Origin of the sequence: Burkholderia sp. Ap-955 (genome assembly GCF_011753045.1) — a bacterium.
In the GTDB taxonomy this organism is placed as follows: Bacteria; Pseudomonadota; Gammaproteobacteria; order Burkholderiales; family Burkholderiaceae; genus Burkholderia; species Burkholderia lata_D.
The window spans coordinates 63,934-77,056 of record NZ_VWWH01000015.1; the positions used below are offsets into that span (position 1 = coordinate 63,934).

Here is a 13,123-nt window from a genome sequence, read left to right on the forward strand (position 1 = left end):
AAGCATGCCGCCCGTCAGAGGATCAGGAGACAACCCATGCATCAGACCGTCACCGCGGGCGGCGCCCCGCTCGATACGCCGCAGGTATGCGCCGGCATCCGCGCCGGCGCGGACATCTCCGCGCGCATGGACCGGCTGCCGATCACCCGGCACCAGTGGATGCTCGTGCTGCTGATTTCCCTCGGCGGCTTCTTCGAAGTCTACGACCTGATCTTTACCGGCTATATCGCGCCGGGCATGGCCAAAAGCGGCCTGTTGCAAACCACCACGCAGGCATTCTTCGGCTTCACCGGCATCGCCGCCTTCATCGCGGCGACCTTCGCGGGGCTGTTCGTCGGCACGTTCGGCTTCGGCTGGATGCCGGACCGCTACGGGCGCCGCGCCGTCTTCACGTACTCGCTGCTGTGGTACTCGATCGGGTCGGCCATCATGGCATTCCAGACGACGCCCGAAGGCGTGCTGCTGTGGCGCTTCATCACCGGCATCGGCGTCGGGCTGGAGATCGTCACGATCGACACCTACGTGACCGAACTCGTCCCGCAGCAGATGCGCGGCCGCGCGATCGCGTTTAACCAGGTGGTGATGTTCGCCGCAGCACCGGTCGCGGCGATCCTGTCGTGGTGGCTCGTTCCCGCGACGGTGTTCGGGCTCGACGGCTGGCGCATCGTGGTGCTGGCCGGCTCGGCCGGCGCCGTGATCGTCTGGTTCATCCGCCGCGCGGTGCCCGAAAGCCCGCGATGGCTGGCCGCACACGGCGATGCCGAACGAAGCGAGCGGATCGTGAGCCGGATGGAAGCGATCGCCGAGCGCGAGTGGGGCATGCCGCTGCCGCCGCCCGCACCGGCGAGCGAAGCGCCCGCAGTACCCCGCGCGGCGTTCGCGGCATTGTGGCGCGCACCCTATCGCGCCCGCCTGCTGATGCTCGTCGCGTTCAACTTCTGCCAGGCCATCGGCTATTACGGATTCGCGAACTGGGTGCCGACACTGTTGATCGGCCAGGGCATCACCGTCACGAAGAGCCTGCTGTATGCGTTCGTCATCGCGTTCGCGATGCCGGCCGGGCCGCTGCTCGCGATGCGCTATGCAGACCGGATCCAGCGCAAGCACCTGATCGTCGGCGGTGCGCTGGCCGTGATCGTCTGCGGGCTCGCGTTCGCGCAGGTCAGGACCGTCGTGCCGCTCATCGTGCTCGGCGTGCTGATCAGCTTCGCCGGGCAGACGATCTCGGTCGCGTATCACGCATACCAGTGCGAGCTGTTCCCGACCGAGGTGCGCTCCCGCGCGAGCGGCATCGCATATTCGGCCAGCCGCGCCGGCGCGATGATGTCGGGCTTCATCATCGCCGCGCTGCTGAAGGATTTCGGCGTGCCCGGCGTGTTCACCGGGATCACCGTGTTCATGCTCGTCGTGGTCGTCGTCATCGGCGCGTTCGGCCCGAGAACCAATGGCGTGCGGCTCGAGGAGCTCAATCGCTGACGCCTGGCGCCGTCCGGGTTACGCCGGACGGCGCCAGGCAAGAACGCCCCCGTCTACCGCATGCACGCCGCCGCCAGCTTGCCGACCGTGATCACCGCCTGCTCGATCTCCGGTGACCATGGGCTGCTGTAGTTCAGCCGGATGAAGTTCCGGTAGCTGTCCGTGATCGAGAACATGTAGCCGGGCCCGATCGTGATCCCCTGCTCCAGCGCGAGCTGGTACAGCCGCATCGCATCGATCTGCGCAGGCAGCTCGACCCACAGCACGTACCCGCCCGCCGGGCTCGAAATGCGCGTGCCTTCCGGAAAGAACCGCGACACCATCGCGCGCATCAGGTTCGCCTGCTGCGCATACGCCTTGCGCAGACGCCGCAGGTGATGCTCGTAGCCGTCGCGTTCGAGAAACTCCGCGATCGCGAGTTGCGGCAGCGACGGCGTCGCGAGCGTGTTCAGGAATTTCAGCTTCTCGACCTGGTCACGATAGCGGCCCGGCAGCGCCCAGCCGATCCGGTACGCGGCCGTCAGGCTCTTCGAGAACGACGAGCAGTGCAGCACGATCCCGCTGCGGTCATACGACTTCAGCGAACTCGGATGCGCATCGCCGAAATACAGCTCGTTGTACACGCCGTTTTCGATCAGCGGCATTCCGGTCTTCGTCGCGAACTCGACCAGCTCGCGCTTGCGTTCGTCCGGCATCTGGAAACCGAGCGGGTTCTGGAAGTTCGGCATCACCATGCATGCGGCGATCGGCTGCGACTTCGCGATCGCGGCCAACGCGGCAATGTCGATTCCGTACTCCGGATGCGTCGCCACCTCGATCGCCTTCATCCCCATCCGCTCGATCGCGTGCAGCATCGCGTAGAACGTCGGCGATTCCACTGCAATCGTGTCGCCCGGCTTCGCGACCGCCTGCAGGCACAGGTTCATCGCCTCCGTCGCGCCGACCGTCACGATGATCTCGTTCGGGTCCACCGACATCCCGTTTTCCAGGTAGCGGCGTGCGATCTGCCGGATCAGCCGCGGATGGCCGGGCGGCAAACCGTCCGTCACGCCCCACAGCGACTTGTCGCGGCCGGCCGCATACGCATAGCGGTTCAGCTTCTCGAACGGAAACAGGCTCGGGTCCGGATAGGGCGAGCCGAGCGGCACCGCGTCGTCGGTGCCGATCGAGCGCAGCGTCGACAGCACGAGCCGGCTCACGTCGACCGACGACGAGATCGCGATCGGCTTCGACGGCCGCAGCTCGCGCACCGGCGCATGGCTGTCGTCGCGCCGCAGGTTCACGAAATAGCCCGACTGCGGCCGGCTTTCGAGCAGCCCGCGGCTTTCCAGCAGCAGATACGCATGCAGCACGGTCGTGATGCTGATCCGGTGCTGCTGGCTCGCCTGCCGCACCGACGGAATCCGGTCGCCGTGCCGGTACACGCCTTGGCGGATCAAGCGCTCGATGTCGTCCGCGAGTTTTTCATAGAGTTTCATCGCGTGCCTCCCGCCGGCCCGCGCAGCTGTGCTGTCCGGCCGTTTGCGTCCGACACGCCCGTGTTTCGCCCGCCGGCCGGGCCGTCGTGATTCCTGATCTTTCCCTCCGGTTTTGCCTTTTCCATCGCACTGGCTCTCTCTTGAAGATGCGCCGACAGGGTTCCGGGACGACTGGATCTGCGGCACTGTGCACTTGATGATGGAATCTTAAGAGCAGAACAGTTGGCGACGAGTACACACATCGATCGCGCGAACAAGAGTACAGTTCGGCGCGCATCGCGCATCGCGAGAAAACTGTACGTCTTATGAAATCGCCGGGCGGCCGCGAGCCCTGCGCGGCGCGGCCCAATCGGCCCGGAACGCCCGCCGCACGGCCTTTCGCCAGCCTGCATCAATTGGGGTGCAATACTGTGCGTCCGCACGGTTTTCACTGCCGGAGTCACACAATGCAACACACGACCGAACAGGCATCTGCCCTCGGCGGCGTGGTCCGCGCCGCCTGGAACGCACAGAAATGGCGCCGGAACGGTACGTCCGGCAAGGAGGCTGTGGATGACTGATCGCGCCCTCGTCGACCAGCTCGTCGCGCGGCTGACCGGCACCGCCGACCACCCGCGCTTCACCGGCGCGCCGCTCGACCTGTCGACGCTCGACGCGCACGCGCTCGGCGCGGCGTGGCCGGCACTGCGTCGTGTCGAGGAACGGGTCGCGCAGCACGACTACGCGTACGACGATCCGCGCGCCACATTCGCGCGCGGGCTGCGCGCGCAGATCGACGCACTCGATCTCGCGCCGCTCGTCGACGCCGAAGCCGCGCTCGAACTGTTCCGCGACATTCCGGCCGGCGCGTGGCAGCGCGCGTTACAGGAACTGTCGTGTCTTGACGCGCTGCCCGCGCCCGCACTGCAGGCCGAACTCGTGCGCATCCTCGACGAACCGCAGAACGACGGCCTGCAAAGACTCTCCGTGTACGGGAAATATGCCCTCCACGCGTTCGCCGGCCGGCGGGACATCACGGCCTTGCGCGACGAGTATGCGCAGTCGAATGCCGATTCACCGGCGCGCGTGCGCGAGCTCGACGTGCTGCCCGAACTCGGGCCGGCCGCGCTGCTCGCGCTGGCCGCGACGAACGACGGGTATTTCGCGCCGAAGCGGCTGTGGTTCAACGCCGACGATCCGGCCGCCACGCTCGCGGAAGAGCCCGCTTACGTCGACTTCGCGCGCGACACGCTGACCGAAGCCGCGCGGCACGTCGCCGCGATTCACGCGGGCGAAGTCCCCTATCAGGCCGATCGCGCGTTCACGACCGACGACGCGCAGGTCGTCGCGCGCGCGGCGCGCGTCGCGGCCTATCGCGACGCGCCGTGGCTACCTGCGCTGATCGGGCCGTTGCTGACCGGCGTGTGCGTCGCGCCGACCGCCGCGAAAACCGCGCCGTCGCAATCGCTCGCGATCGCGCTCGGCCATGCGGTCGAGACGATCCCGACACCCGAGAGCCTGCGTGCGCTGCGCGATGCGCTGGCCACCGTGCGTCACGCGGGCGTGCAGAAGAAGCTCGCGCGCAACCTGAAGCCCGCCGAACGCGCGCTCGGCGAGCGGCCGCACACCGCGCTGCGCATGACGCTCGACGCGAAACCCGACAAGAAGCAGCTCACGATGCTCGCCACCTGCATGGAAGCGGGTTTCTGGCAGGCGATGACGCTGGGCCATGCCGAATGGCGCGAGCGCCTCGTCGATGCGCCGGCCGGCGCCGCGTTCTCGACCCGCATGATCTGGCAGGCACGCGCGCGCGACGGCGCAACGGTCTCGTTCATGCCCGACGTCGTGAAAGGCAAGATCGTGCTGCGCGATGCCACCGGCGCGGCGTGCGAACTCGACGCCGACAGCGAGATCCGGCTCTGGCATCCGCTGCTGGCCGATGCGGACGAGCGGCTCGCGTGGCAGCGCGCGATCGTCGGCCGTGCGATCCGGCAGCCCGTTCGGCAGGCGTTCCGCGAGTTCTACGTGCCGGCCGGCGAAGACGTCGCGACCAGTCATTCCGCGATGTTCGAAGGTCATGTCCTCGCGAGCCGCCCGCTGCTCGGCGTCGCGCGCCGCGAAGGCTGGTCGATCCGCGCGTACGACGACGGCCTGGCACGCGAGTTCGGCGACGTGCGCGCGACCTTCAGCGTCGCCGCGCGGCTCTTTCCCGGCACCGACGGCCAGGGCACGTCGGGCCGGCTGCACGTCGAACGCAGGCACGAGCGGCGCTGGGTGGCAGCGCCGATCGGTGAAATCGATCCCGTCGTGTTCTCGGAGGTGGCGCGCGCGGTCGACCTGCTCGTCAGCGTCGCCGCCTTCGCGCTCGACGACGAAGCGACGCGCGCGGCCGACACGCTGGCGGACCCGGTGCGCCAGCGCGCCGCGCGGAACGAGCGCGAGCAGCGCCTGCACCGGCTGTCCGACCTGCCGCTCGGCGCGATGGCACGGCATCGCAAGCAGGTGCTCGCGCTCGTGTTCGCCGAACCGATCGCGCAAGGCCGGATGACGATCGACGATCGCCATGTGCGCGTCGGCACGTGGTCTGTGCATTGCGCGACCGGGCGCGTGACGCGCGACGGCGAACCCGTCGAATCCGCGATCGAACCGCCGCCGTCGCCGCTGCGCGCGGTGCCGTGGCTGCCTTACGACGAAGCGCTGCTGCAGCGGATCGTCGATGTGGTCGCGGGGTTGCTCGACTGAGCGGCCACCGTCAGATCGAACCGAACAGCGCGCGCGGCCGGTCCTTCAGCGTGCCGGCGAGAATCCGCAGCCCGTTGACGAGTTCGTCGCGCGTGGCCGGGCACGCGAGGTTGATGCGCACGCCGTGCTCGATTTCCGCGCGATCGACCGCGAACGTCGACGACGGCATCACGATCACGCCACGCGCCTTCGCATTCGCGGCGAAGTCGTCGGCGCGCCACGGCGGCGGCAGCCGCAGCCATACGAACATGCACGCCGGATCGGATTTCAGTTGCCCGGCCGGCAGCAGTTCCCTTGCAAGATCGACGCGCGCGCGGATTTCCGCCAGTTGCGCGCCCATGATCCGCTCGGCGGTGCCGTCTTCGATCCACACCGTCGCGATCAGCATCGACGTGGGGGCCGGCATCCACGCGGTCGTGCGCACCGCCTCCGCGCACAGGGCGACGCTGTCGCGCGGGCAGCTCAGGTAGCCGAGGCGCAGCCCCGGCGCGAGGATCTTCGACGTCGCGCCGATATGAAACGTCAGCTCGGGGCACAGCCCTGCGATTGCCGGCAGCCGGTCGCGCACGAGCGGGCCGTACACGTCGTCCTCGATGATCGTCACGTGATGACGGCGCGCGAGGTCGACGAGCGCCATCCGGCGGGCGAGGCTCATCGTCGTCACGGTCGGGTTCTGCAGGTTCGGCACGACGAAGATCGCCTTGACCGGCATGCGCTGGCAGATCCGCTCGATCTCGTCGGGCAGCAGGCCGTCGTCGTCGGCAGGCGCGCTGACGATCTCGAACTGGAACACCGGCGCGAGCGCCTTGAGCCCGTAATACGTCAGGCGATCGGCCACGATCACGCCGTCGGTGCCGATCAGGCTGTTCAGCACCGCGTACAGCCCGTGCTGCGCGCCGCTCGTGACGACCACCTGGTCGCGCGACGGCGTGAAGCCCGGCGCGGCGAGCCACTGCGCGCCGGCGGCGCGCGCCCAGTCGGGGCCCTGCGGCGGCTGGTACTCCTGCAGCGCGGCGAAGCGCGGATCGTTCGGCAACGTGCCGAACGTCTGCGCGAGGCTCGCGAGAAATTCGCCCGTCGCCGGGCGGTTCACGGTCAGGTCGATCACGCCGTTGCCGGCCGCGAGCGACGCGCGGGCCGGCTCGATGCTCGGCATCGCGCCACCGGTGACGAGCGAGCCGCGGCGTTTGCTGCCGATCACCAGGCCGCGCAGCTGCAATTCCTTGTACGCGCGGGATACGGTCGACACGTTGATGCCGAGCTCGGTGGCGAGCTGGCGCTGCGGCGGCAGGCGGCTGCCCGGCGGATATGTGCCATTGCGGATTTCCGCCTCGATCGAGCTCGATACCTCGACATAAGTCGGCCGCTTCGCCTGCGCCGGCAGGCTGCCATCTCGCTCGCCGAAAAGTTTGTCTGATGCCATTTGTCGCCCGTGACCACACAAAAAGCGTTTGTCTGCCATTTTGACCTGCCCAGCGATTGTATATGACATCTCCTCCCCGTCAAACGTCAGCTGAAATGTCAGCTGAATCAGTCAGTTGGGATCGGGTAAACACCGGCGCCACACAATCTCATTTTGATTGCACACAAAAAATTACTGTGTGATTCTTAATCTCAACTTTGTGTGACTCATGTGGACCGGAGGGGACGCGTCATGGCGAATGTCGCCATCGTGGGTGCAGGCTTCATCGGGCTCGGCGCGGCGGCATGGCTGCAGCGCGACGGGCACCGCGTGACACTGTTCGATCCGGCCGGCATCGGTCAGGGCGCGTCGTTCGGCAATGCCGCGACGTTCGCGCCGTACGGCTGCGTGCCGGTGAACGGCCCGTCGGTGTTCCGCAACCTGCCCCATTTCCTGTTCGCCGCCGACAGCCCGCTGCGCATCCGCTGGCCGTATCTGCTGCACGGCGCGCCGTGGCTCGCGCGGTTCCTGCTCGCGTCGACACCCGCGCGCCATGCACGCAGCGCGACCGCGCTGGCGGCGCTGCTGGCGCGCGCCGCCGACGGCTATGCGCCGCTGCTCGGCGCCGCACGGCTCGCGGCGTTCGTGCGGCCGCGCGAATGCCTGTACCTGTATGCGCGGCAGGCGTCGTTCGACGCCGCGCAGCCGTCGCTCGCGCTGCGGCGCCGGCTCGGCGTGCCGTTCGAGACGCTCGACGCAGGCGCGATCCGCCAGCTCGAGCCCGCGCTCGCTCCGATCTTCACGCGCGGCGTGCTGTTCGTCGGCAGCTGGCATTTCTCCGATCCGTGCGGCTTTCTCGGCGAACTGTTCGCGCACCTCGCCACCGGCGGCGCGACGCTCGAACGCGCGCGCGTCGAGCGGATCGAGCCCGCCGGCGACAGCGCGAACGTGCATGCGGGCGGTACCGTGCACGCGTTCGATCACGTCGTGATTGCCGCCGGCGCCCGCTCGCGCGCCTTCGCGGCCGCGTGCGGCGACGCGGTGCCGCTCGATACCGAGCGCGGCTATCACGTGCAGTTCGGCACGCATGAACCGATCGTCACGCGGCCGGTCGGCTGGGCCGAGCGCGGCTTCTACATGACGCCGCTCGACGAAGGGCTGCGCGCGGCCGGTACCGTCGAACTCGGCGGCTTCGACGCGCCGATGAATCCGTCGCTCGTCGCACTGCTTACGCGTTCCGCCCGCGAAGCCGTGCCATCGCTCGGCACACCGACGCGCAGTTGGCTCGGCTTCCGGCCGACGCTGCCGGACGGCGTGCCCGTGATCGGCCGCGCACGGCACAGCGCGCGCGTGATCCATGCATTCGGTCATCAGCATCTCGGCGTGACGCTCGCCGGCATCACCGGGCAAATCGTCGCCGATCTCGTCGCCCAGCGCGCACCGCCGCTGGACCTCACCCCGTACCGGGCCGCGCGATTCTGACGCGCGCCGCGACTTCCACCCCTGCAAGGAGGCATCATGAATCGTCGTAACTGGCTGGCATGGCTGGCGCTCTGCTCGATCGGCACGGTCGCCGCATCCGCGCAGGCCGCGGACCCGGAAACCGTCAAGATCGGCTTCGCCGGCCCGCTGACGGGGCCCGTCGCGCGCGTCGGCAAGGATCTGCAATACGGCGCGCAACTCGCGCTCGACGAAGAAAACGCGAAACATCCGACCGTGGGCGGCAAGCCGGTGCGCTTCGTGCTCGACGTGCAGGACGACCAGGCCGATCCGCGCATCGCGATCCAGGTCGCGCAAAAGCTCGTCGACGACGGCGTGGTCGGCGTGGTCGGCCACTACAACTCGGGCTGCAGCATACCGGCGTCGGCCGTCTACAAGCAGGCGAACGTCGCGATGATCACGCCCGGCTCGACCAATCCGCAGCTAACGATGCAGGGTTTCAAGAACGTGTTCCGCACGATGGGGCACGACGGCGTCGGCGGCGTGGTGGCCGGCCGCTTCGCGGTCGAGCAGTTGAAGGCGAAGCGGATCGGCATCATCGACGATCGCACCGCCTTCGGGCAAGGGCTCGCGGACGCGTTCGAGAAAGGCGTGAAGGACGCGCACGGCAGCGTCGTCGGTCGCGAATACACGAACGACAAGGCCGTCGATTTTCGCGGCATCCTGACCACGATGAAGAGCAACAACATCGACCTGCTGTTCTTCGGCGGGCTCGACGAACAGGGTGCGATGCTCGTCAAGCAGATGCGCTCGCTCGGCATCCGCGCGCAGCTGTTCGGCGCCGGCGCACTGAAAAGCAACGCCTTCCTGAAGATCGCCGGCAGTTCGGGCGAAGGGACGCAGGATCTCGAACCGGGGCCGGCGCTCGACAAGCTGCCGTCGGCCGTCGCGTTCGGGCAGCGCTACAAGGCGCGCTTCAACCAGGACGTCGAGCTGTATGCGCCGTTCGCGTACGACGCGGCGCTCGCGATGATCGCGGCGGTCCACAAGGCCGATTCGACCGATCGCGGCAAGATCGTCGCAAGCCTGCCCGGCGTATCGGTCACCGGCGTGACCGGGAAGATTTCCTTCGACGAGCGCGGCGACCTGATCAAGCCGCCGTACACGCTGTTCCGCGTCGAACAGGGGCAATGGCACAGCATCCGCACGGTCGGCGGCGCGTCGAACTGATCGACGCCGAGCAGTCGGCAGCAGGCGGCGTCACCGCGCCGCCTGCTGCCGCTGCACCTCCTGCGCCTTCATCTGCACATAGGCGCCGCGCTCGACCTCGTGCAGTTGCTGCGGATACTGCTCGGTCGCGTCGAACCAGCGCGTGAGGCGCTGGTCGAGCGGCTTGTCGAGCGTCGCGAGATACGTGTCGATCGCGAGGTAGTAGCGCATCGTGTTGCGCTCCAGCAGCCCGCGCACGCCGCCGATGTACTGCGGCTGCGCGGCCGATCCGCCGCTGACGGTCGTGAAGCCGACCTTGTCGCTGCCGACGGTCGCGAGGTAGGTCTTCATCGCCATGCGGCCCACCGTGCCGAAGCCATACGAATACGTCAGATGCAGGAACGTGCGCGACGCGCCGACCGGCACGGCCTCCAGCGCGATCCGGTAATCCTTCGTGCCCATCGGGCCGCTGTCGGCGGTCAGGTCGACCTGGAAATAGTCGGGCGTCGCGGCCGCCACGCGATAGCGGAACTGCACGCGATAGGTGTCCGGCAGCTTCTGCTGGATCTTGCGGCCGAGGTTCACGTCGAGCACCGGGCCGTCGCTGCCGCTCGATGCGTGGCAATACTTCGTGTTCAGGTGCAGGATCAGCACCGCGCACCAGTTCGCGGGGCCCTGCGCGGGATCGTCGAGCTGGCTGCTCACCACCGCGTACGGATAGTCGACCACCGCGTAGATGTCGCCCTTCAGCGACGACGACGCTTCCGCCGATTCGAGCACCAGCGGCCGGTGAAACGCGTTGTCCTTCAGTTGCGGGCCGAGGCTGCGGTAACGTTCGAGCAGTGTCGCCGCATCGTCCGCGCCGAGCGACAGCGCGCTCCAGCCCACGCACAGGGCCGCGACGAGCGCGTGCCGGGCGCGGCGAGCAAGCCACGTGCCGCGCGGATGTCCGGATGTCTTCATTCTTGTGCTCCCACCGGATGCGCGATGGTCGCGCACATGTGTCACAGAATACGCCTCACCGCAGCGCAACATGGCACGCGAACGAACCCTTACCCGCGCCGCTTCACCGGCACCGGCAACTGCGCGGCGGTGATCCGGATCAGTGCCGACAGCCATTCGCGATCGTCCCAGCGCTCGCCGGCGATGACGAGGTGCGGCTTCGCGACCGGATACGGCGAACCTTCTTCGCACGTGCCGAGAAACGCGCGGCCTTCGGCCGTCGGCTTGACGAACAGCCGATCGTCGCAGACGAGCGCGACCATCTTGCCGTCGCAATAGATACCGTACTCGCCGAACATCTTGCGCGCCGATACCGTACCGGCCGCCGCCATCTGCTCGACGACGAAATCGACTGTGCCTTGGCTCGATGCCATTCATTGCTCCTTGCAAAAAGTTTATGACCGTCGTGTGCGGCGGACCGTTCCGCCTGATTGGAAGAGAGGTGACGGCGCGTCATCCATTCGTCTGCGGAACGCGCATTCAGGCACGGGCTGCGGCCTTTCCGGCTCACGACGCGCGGCCAGCTTCTGCCCGACCGGCACGATGGCCGTTACTTGTCGGCCGCGAACGCGCTCGACATCTGTCGCGCCCGCTTCACGTCGTCGCCATGCAGGTAAATCGACGTCGTCGAGATCGACGCATGGCGCAGGTTGTCGCGCACGGTCGTCAACTCCGCGCCGCGCGCCAACGCGTGCGTCGCATGCGTATGACGCATCCAGTGGGGGCTTGCCTGCCGCAGCTTCTGCGCGAGCGCGGGGTTGTCGGCATCGACCTGATCGGCCGTCTGCGCGAAGAAACGCTGCATCACCTTCCACAACCGCACGCTCGTGATCGCGGCCGCGCCGTCTTCCGCTAGGCTCGGGATCAGCGGCGTGTCGGGCCGCCAGCGCGACGGCGTGACCGGCAGCCGGCGTGCGACCAGGAAACGGTCGAGCCCCGTGCGCGCGAGCGGCGGCAGCGCGACGCGCGCGGCCTTGCTGCCCTTGCCGATCACCTTGAGCCACGCGTCGCCGTGCGCATCGGTCTCGATGTCGCCGAGCATCGCGCCGACCAGCTCGCTCGCGCGCAGCCCGGTCGCATAGCCGAAATCGAGAATGAAGCGCAGCCGTTGCGCGGCGGCCGGCGTCCAGCGCGACTGCGGCGCGGCCGGCGTACCCTTGCGGAACTCGAGCCCGTCGGCGATCGTGCGCACGAGCAGCCACTCGCCTTCGGTGAATGCATGCGACGTGTCGAGTGCGTTCGGGCCGCGCGTGTCGCGCACCTTGACGCCCGCGAACGGATTCGCGAGCAGGTAGCGCTGCTCGATCAGCCAGCGGAACAGCGCGCCGAGCACCGACAGCGTGTATGCAGCGGAGCGCGCGGACAGCGCCCCCGAGAACGGCCGCCAGTCCGGCGCACCGCGCGGCCGCACGGGCCCGACCCAGCGTTCGTGCGGTGTCGGGCGCCGCACGAACGCGCGATACGCGACCGCATCCTCGGTCGTCAGCGACGACAGCGCGCGACCGCGCTCGACGATCGCCCACAGGATCAGCCGCTCGGCCTCCTTCCGGTACGCCCGCCGCGTCGCGGCCGATTCGTGCAGCGACAGCCACGCGTGCACGGCCGCGTAATCGTTGTCCGCGTCGAGCGTGCTGGTCGCGCGCGGCGCGCGGAACGTGCCGGCCGAGCCGTCGACCTCGTGCGGCAGCTTCAGTTGCTCCCACGGCACGATGGCGCCGCGCGGCGTCGCCGCGATCAGCGCGCGCGCCCGTTCGGTCAGCGCCGGATGCGCGGCGAAAAACGCCTCGATGTGCCGCGCACCGGCCACGCCGAGGCCCGCGATCGCACGCCACCACTGGCGCCGGCGCGGAATCCGCACCGTGAGATCGGCCAGCGTCGCGATCCCGTGCGCACGCAGCGCGACGACCGCACGCGCGGGCAGCCACAGGCCGACGTCGTCGCTGATCTGCGGGACCGGCACGCGCGCATGGCGCAGCAGGCCGATCGCTTCGGCGGCTGCCTTCGCCTCCTGCCTACGCTCACCGTCGGCATGACCGAGCCGCTCCGCGAGATCGGGCCGGCCAACCTGCCGCGCGACGCGCACGAGGCGGCGGCGAATGCCGCCGATCACGCCGCGCGCCGACCGTCGTTCGCCGAGCCGATCGGGCAGGTAGCGCTCGACAGCCTGGCGCACGGTCATGCCCGCGTACCACGCACGCAGCGCGGCCAGTTCGTCGGCGTCGGGAAAGCCTGCGGGCGCAGGCGCGGAATCGGAGGAAGGCGGTGAGGCGAGGCGCGGTTTCATGAACGCGAGTTTGACAGAAGCGCGCGCGGCCGGATACGTCGCGCGTGGCGTTTCGAGCGAGAGACGCGGTCACTTCACGAGCGAGACGCTCGACACGGCCTGCTATGCTCC

Annotated in this window: 9 protein-coding genes; 4 read left to right on the forward strand and 5 right to left on the reverse strand. The window is 68.7% G+C overall.

The annotated features are described in order from the left end of the window. The first annotated feature begins 36 nt into the window (after positions 1–36). Positions 37–1,476 (forward strand): MFS transporter, encoded by a 1,440-nt coding sequence (locus tag F3J15_RS11630; protein WP_166891062.1) that lies wholly within the window; start codon positions 37–39, stop codon positions 1,474–1,476. Positions 1,477–1,529: 53 nt separating this feature from the next. On the opposite strand, the gene F3J15_RS11635 is transcribed toward F3J15_RS11630, so the two are convergent. Further along, positions 1,530–2,954 carry a PLP-dependent aminotransferase family protein gene (locus F3J15_RS11635; RefSeq protein WP_069249436.1) on the reverse strand — a complete coding sequence of 475 codons (1,425 nt, stop codon included), beginning with the start codon at positions 2,952–2,954 and terminating at the stop codon, positions 1,530–1,532. Positions 2,955–3,506: 552 nt separating this feature from the next. On the opposite strand from F3J15_RS11635, the gene F3J15_RS11640 reads away from it, so the two are divergent. Continuing rightward, positions 3,507–5,675: a DUF4132 domain-containing protein gene (locus F3J15_RS11640; RefSeq protein ID WP_166890951.1), complete on the forward strand. Its 2,169-nt coding sequence runs from the start codon at positions 3,507–3,509 to the stop codon at positions 5,673–5,675. Positions 5,676–5,685: 10 nt separating this feature from the next. Here F3J15_RS11640 and F3J15_RS11645 read toward each other — a convergent pair whose 3' ends face one another. Next, a complete protein-coding gene (locus tag F3J15_RS11645) occupies positions 5,686–7,098 on the reverse strand; it encodes a PLP-dependent aminotransferase family protein (RefSeq protein WP_166890954.1) in 1,413 nt (470 codons plus the stop codon). A gap of 231 nt (positions 7,099–7,329) precedes the next feature. Between F3J15_RS11645 and F3J15_RS11650 the strand changes: the two genes are divergently transcribed. Together F3J15_RS11650 and F3J15_RS11655 are read left to right on the forward strand one after the other, a co-directional pair. Continuing rightward, positions 7,330–8,559, forward strand: coding sequence for an FAD-dependent oxidoreductase (locus F3J15_RS11650; protein WP_166890957.1), 1,230 nt, complete (start codon positions 7,330–7,332; stop codon positions 8,557–8,559). Between the two features lie 36 nt (positions 8,560–8,595). Beyond that, on the forward strand, positions 8,596–9,747 hold the full coding sequence (locus F3J15_RS11655; protein WP_166890960.1) for a branched-chain amino acid ABC transporter substrate-binding protein: 1,152 nt from the start codon (positions 8,596–8,598) through the stop codon (positions 9,745–9,747). Positions 9,748–9,777: 30 nt separating this feature from the next. Here the strand turns inward: F3J15_RS11655 and F3J15_RS11660 are convergent, their stop codons facing one another. The 3 genes from F3J15_RS11660 to F3J15_RS11670 form a co-directional block, all read right to left on the reverse strand. After that, on the reverse strand, positions 9,778–10,689 hold the full coding sequence (locus F3J15_RS11660) for a hypothetical protein (RefSeq protein WP_166890963.1): 912 nt from the start codon (positions 10,687–10,689) through the stop codon (positions 9,778–9,780). 89 nt (positions 10,690–10,778) lie between these two features. Then, the gene (locus tag F3J15_RS11665) at positions 10,779–11,102 is read right to left on the reverse strand and encodes a TfoX/Sxy family protein (RefSeq protein WP_166890966.1); all 324 of its coding nucleotides are present in this window, start codon (positions 11,100–11,102) and stop codon (positions 10,779–10,781) included. Between the two features lie 176 nt (positions 11,103–11,278). Continuing rightward, on the reverse strand, positions 11,279–13,012 hold the full coding sequence (locus tag F3J15_RS11670) for a site-specific integrase (protein ID WP_166890969.1): 1,734 nt from the start codon (positions 13,010–13,012) through the stop codon (positions 11,279–11,281). Positions 13,013–13,123: the final 111 nt, after the last annotated feature.

Coding starts and splice junctions, on each gene's coding strand:
- F3J15_RS11670 (WP_166890969.1), bottom strand. CDS start 13,012: ATGAAACCGCGCCTCGCCTCACCGCCTTCCTCCGATTCCGCGCCTGCG.
- F3J15_RS11640 (WP_166890951.1), top strand. CDS start 3,507: ATGACTGATCGCGCCCTCGTCGACCAGCTCGTCGCGCGGCTGACCGGC.
- F3J15_RS11665 (WP_166890966.1), bottom strand. CDS start 11,102: ATGGCATCGAGCCAAGGCACAGTCGATTTCGTCGTCGAGCAGATGGCG.
- F3J15_RS11635 (WP_069249436.1), bottom strand. CDS start 2,954: ATGAAACTCTATGAAAAACTCGCGGACGACATCGAGCGCTTGATCCGC.
- F3J15_RS11630 (WP_166891062.1), top strand. CDS start 37: ATGCATCAGACCGTCACCGCGGGCGGCGCCCCGCTCGATACGCCGCAG.
- F3J15_RS11650 (WP_166890957.1), top strand. CDS start 7,330: ATGGCGAATGTCGCCATCGTGGGTGCAGGCTTCATCGGGCTCGGCGCG.
- F3J15_RS11660 (WP_166890963.1), bottom strand. CDS start 10,689: ATGAAGACATCCGGACATCCGCGCGGCACGTGGCTTGCTCGCCGCGCC.
- F3J15_RS11655 (WP_166890960.1), top strand. CDS start 8,596: ATGAATCGTCGTAACTGGCTGGCATGGCTGGCGCTCTGCTCGATCGGC.
- F3J15_RS11645 (WP_166890954.1), bottom strand. CDS start 7,098: ATGGCATCAGACAAACTTTTCGGCGAGCGAGATGGCAGCCTGCCGGCG.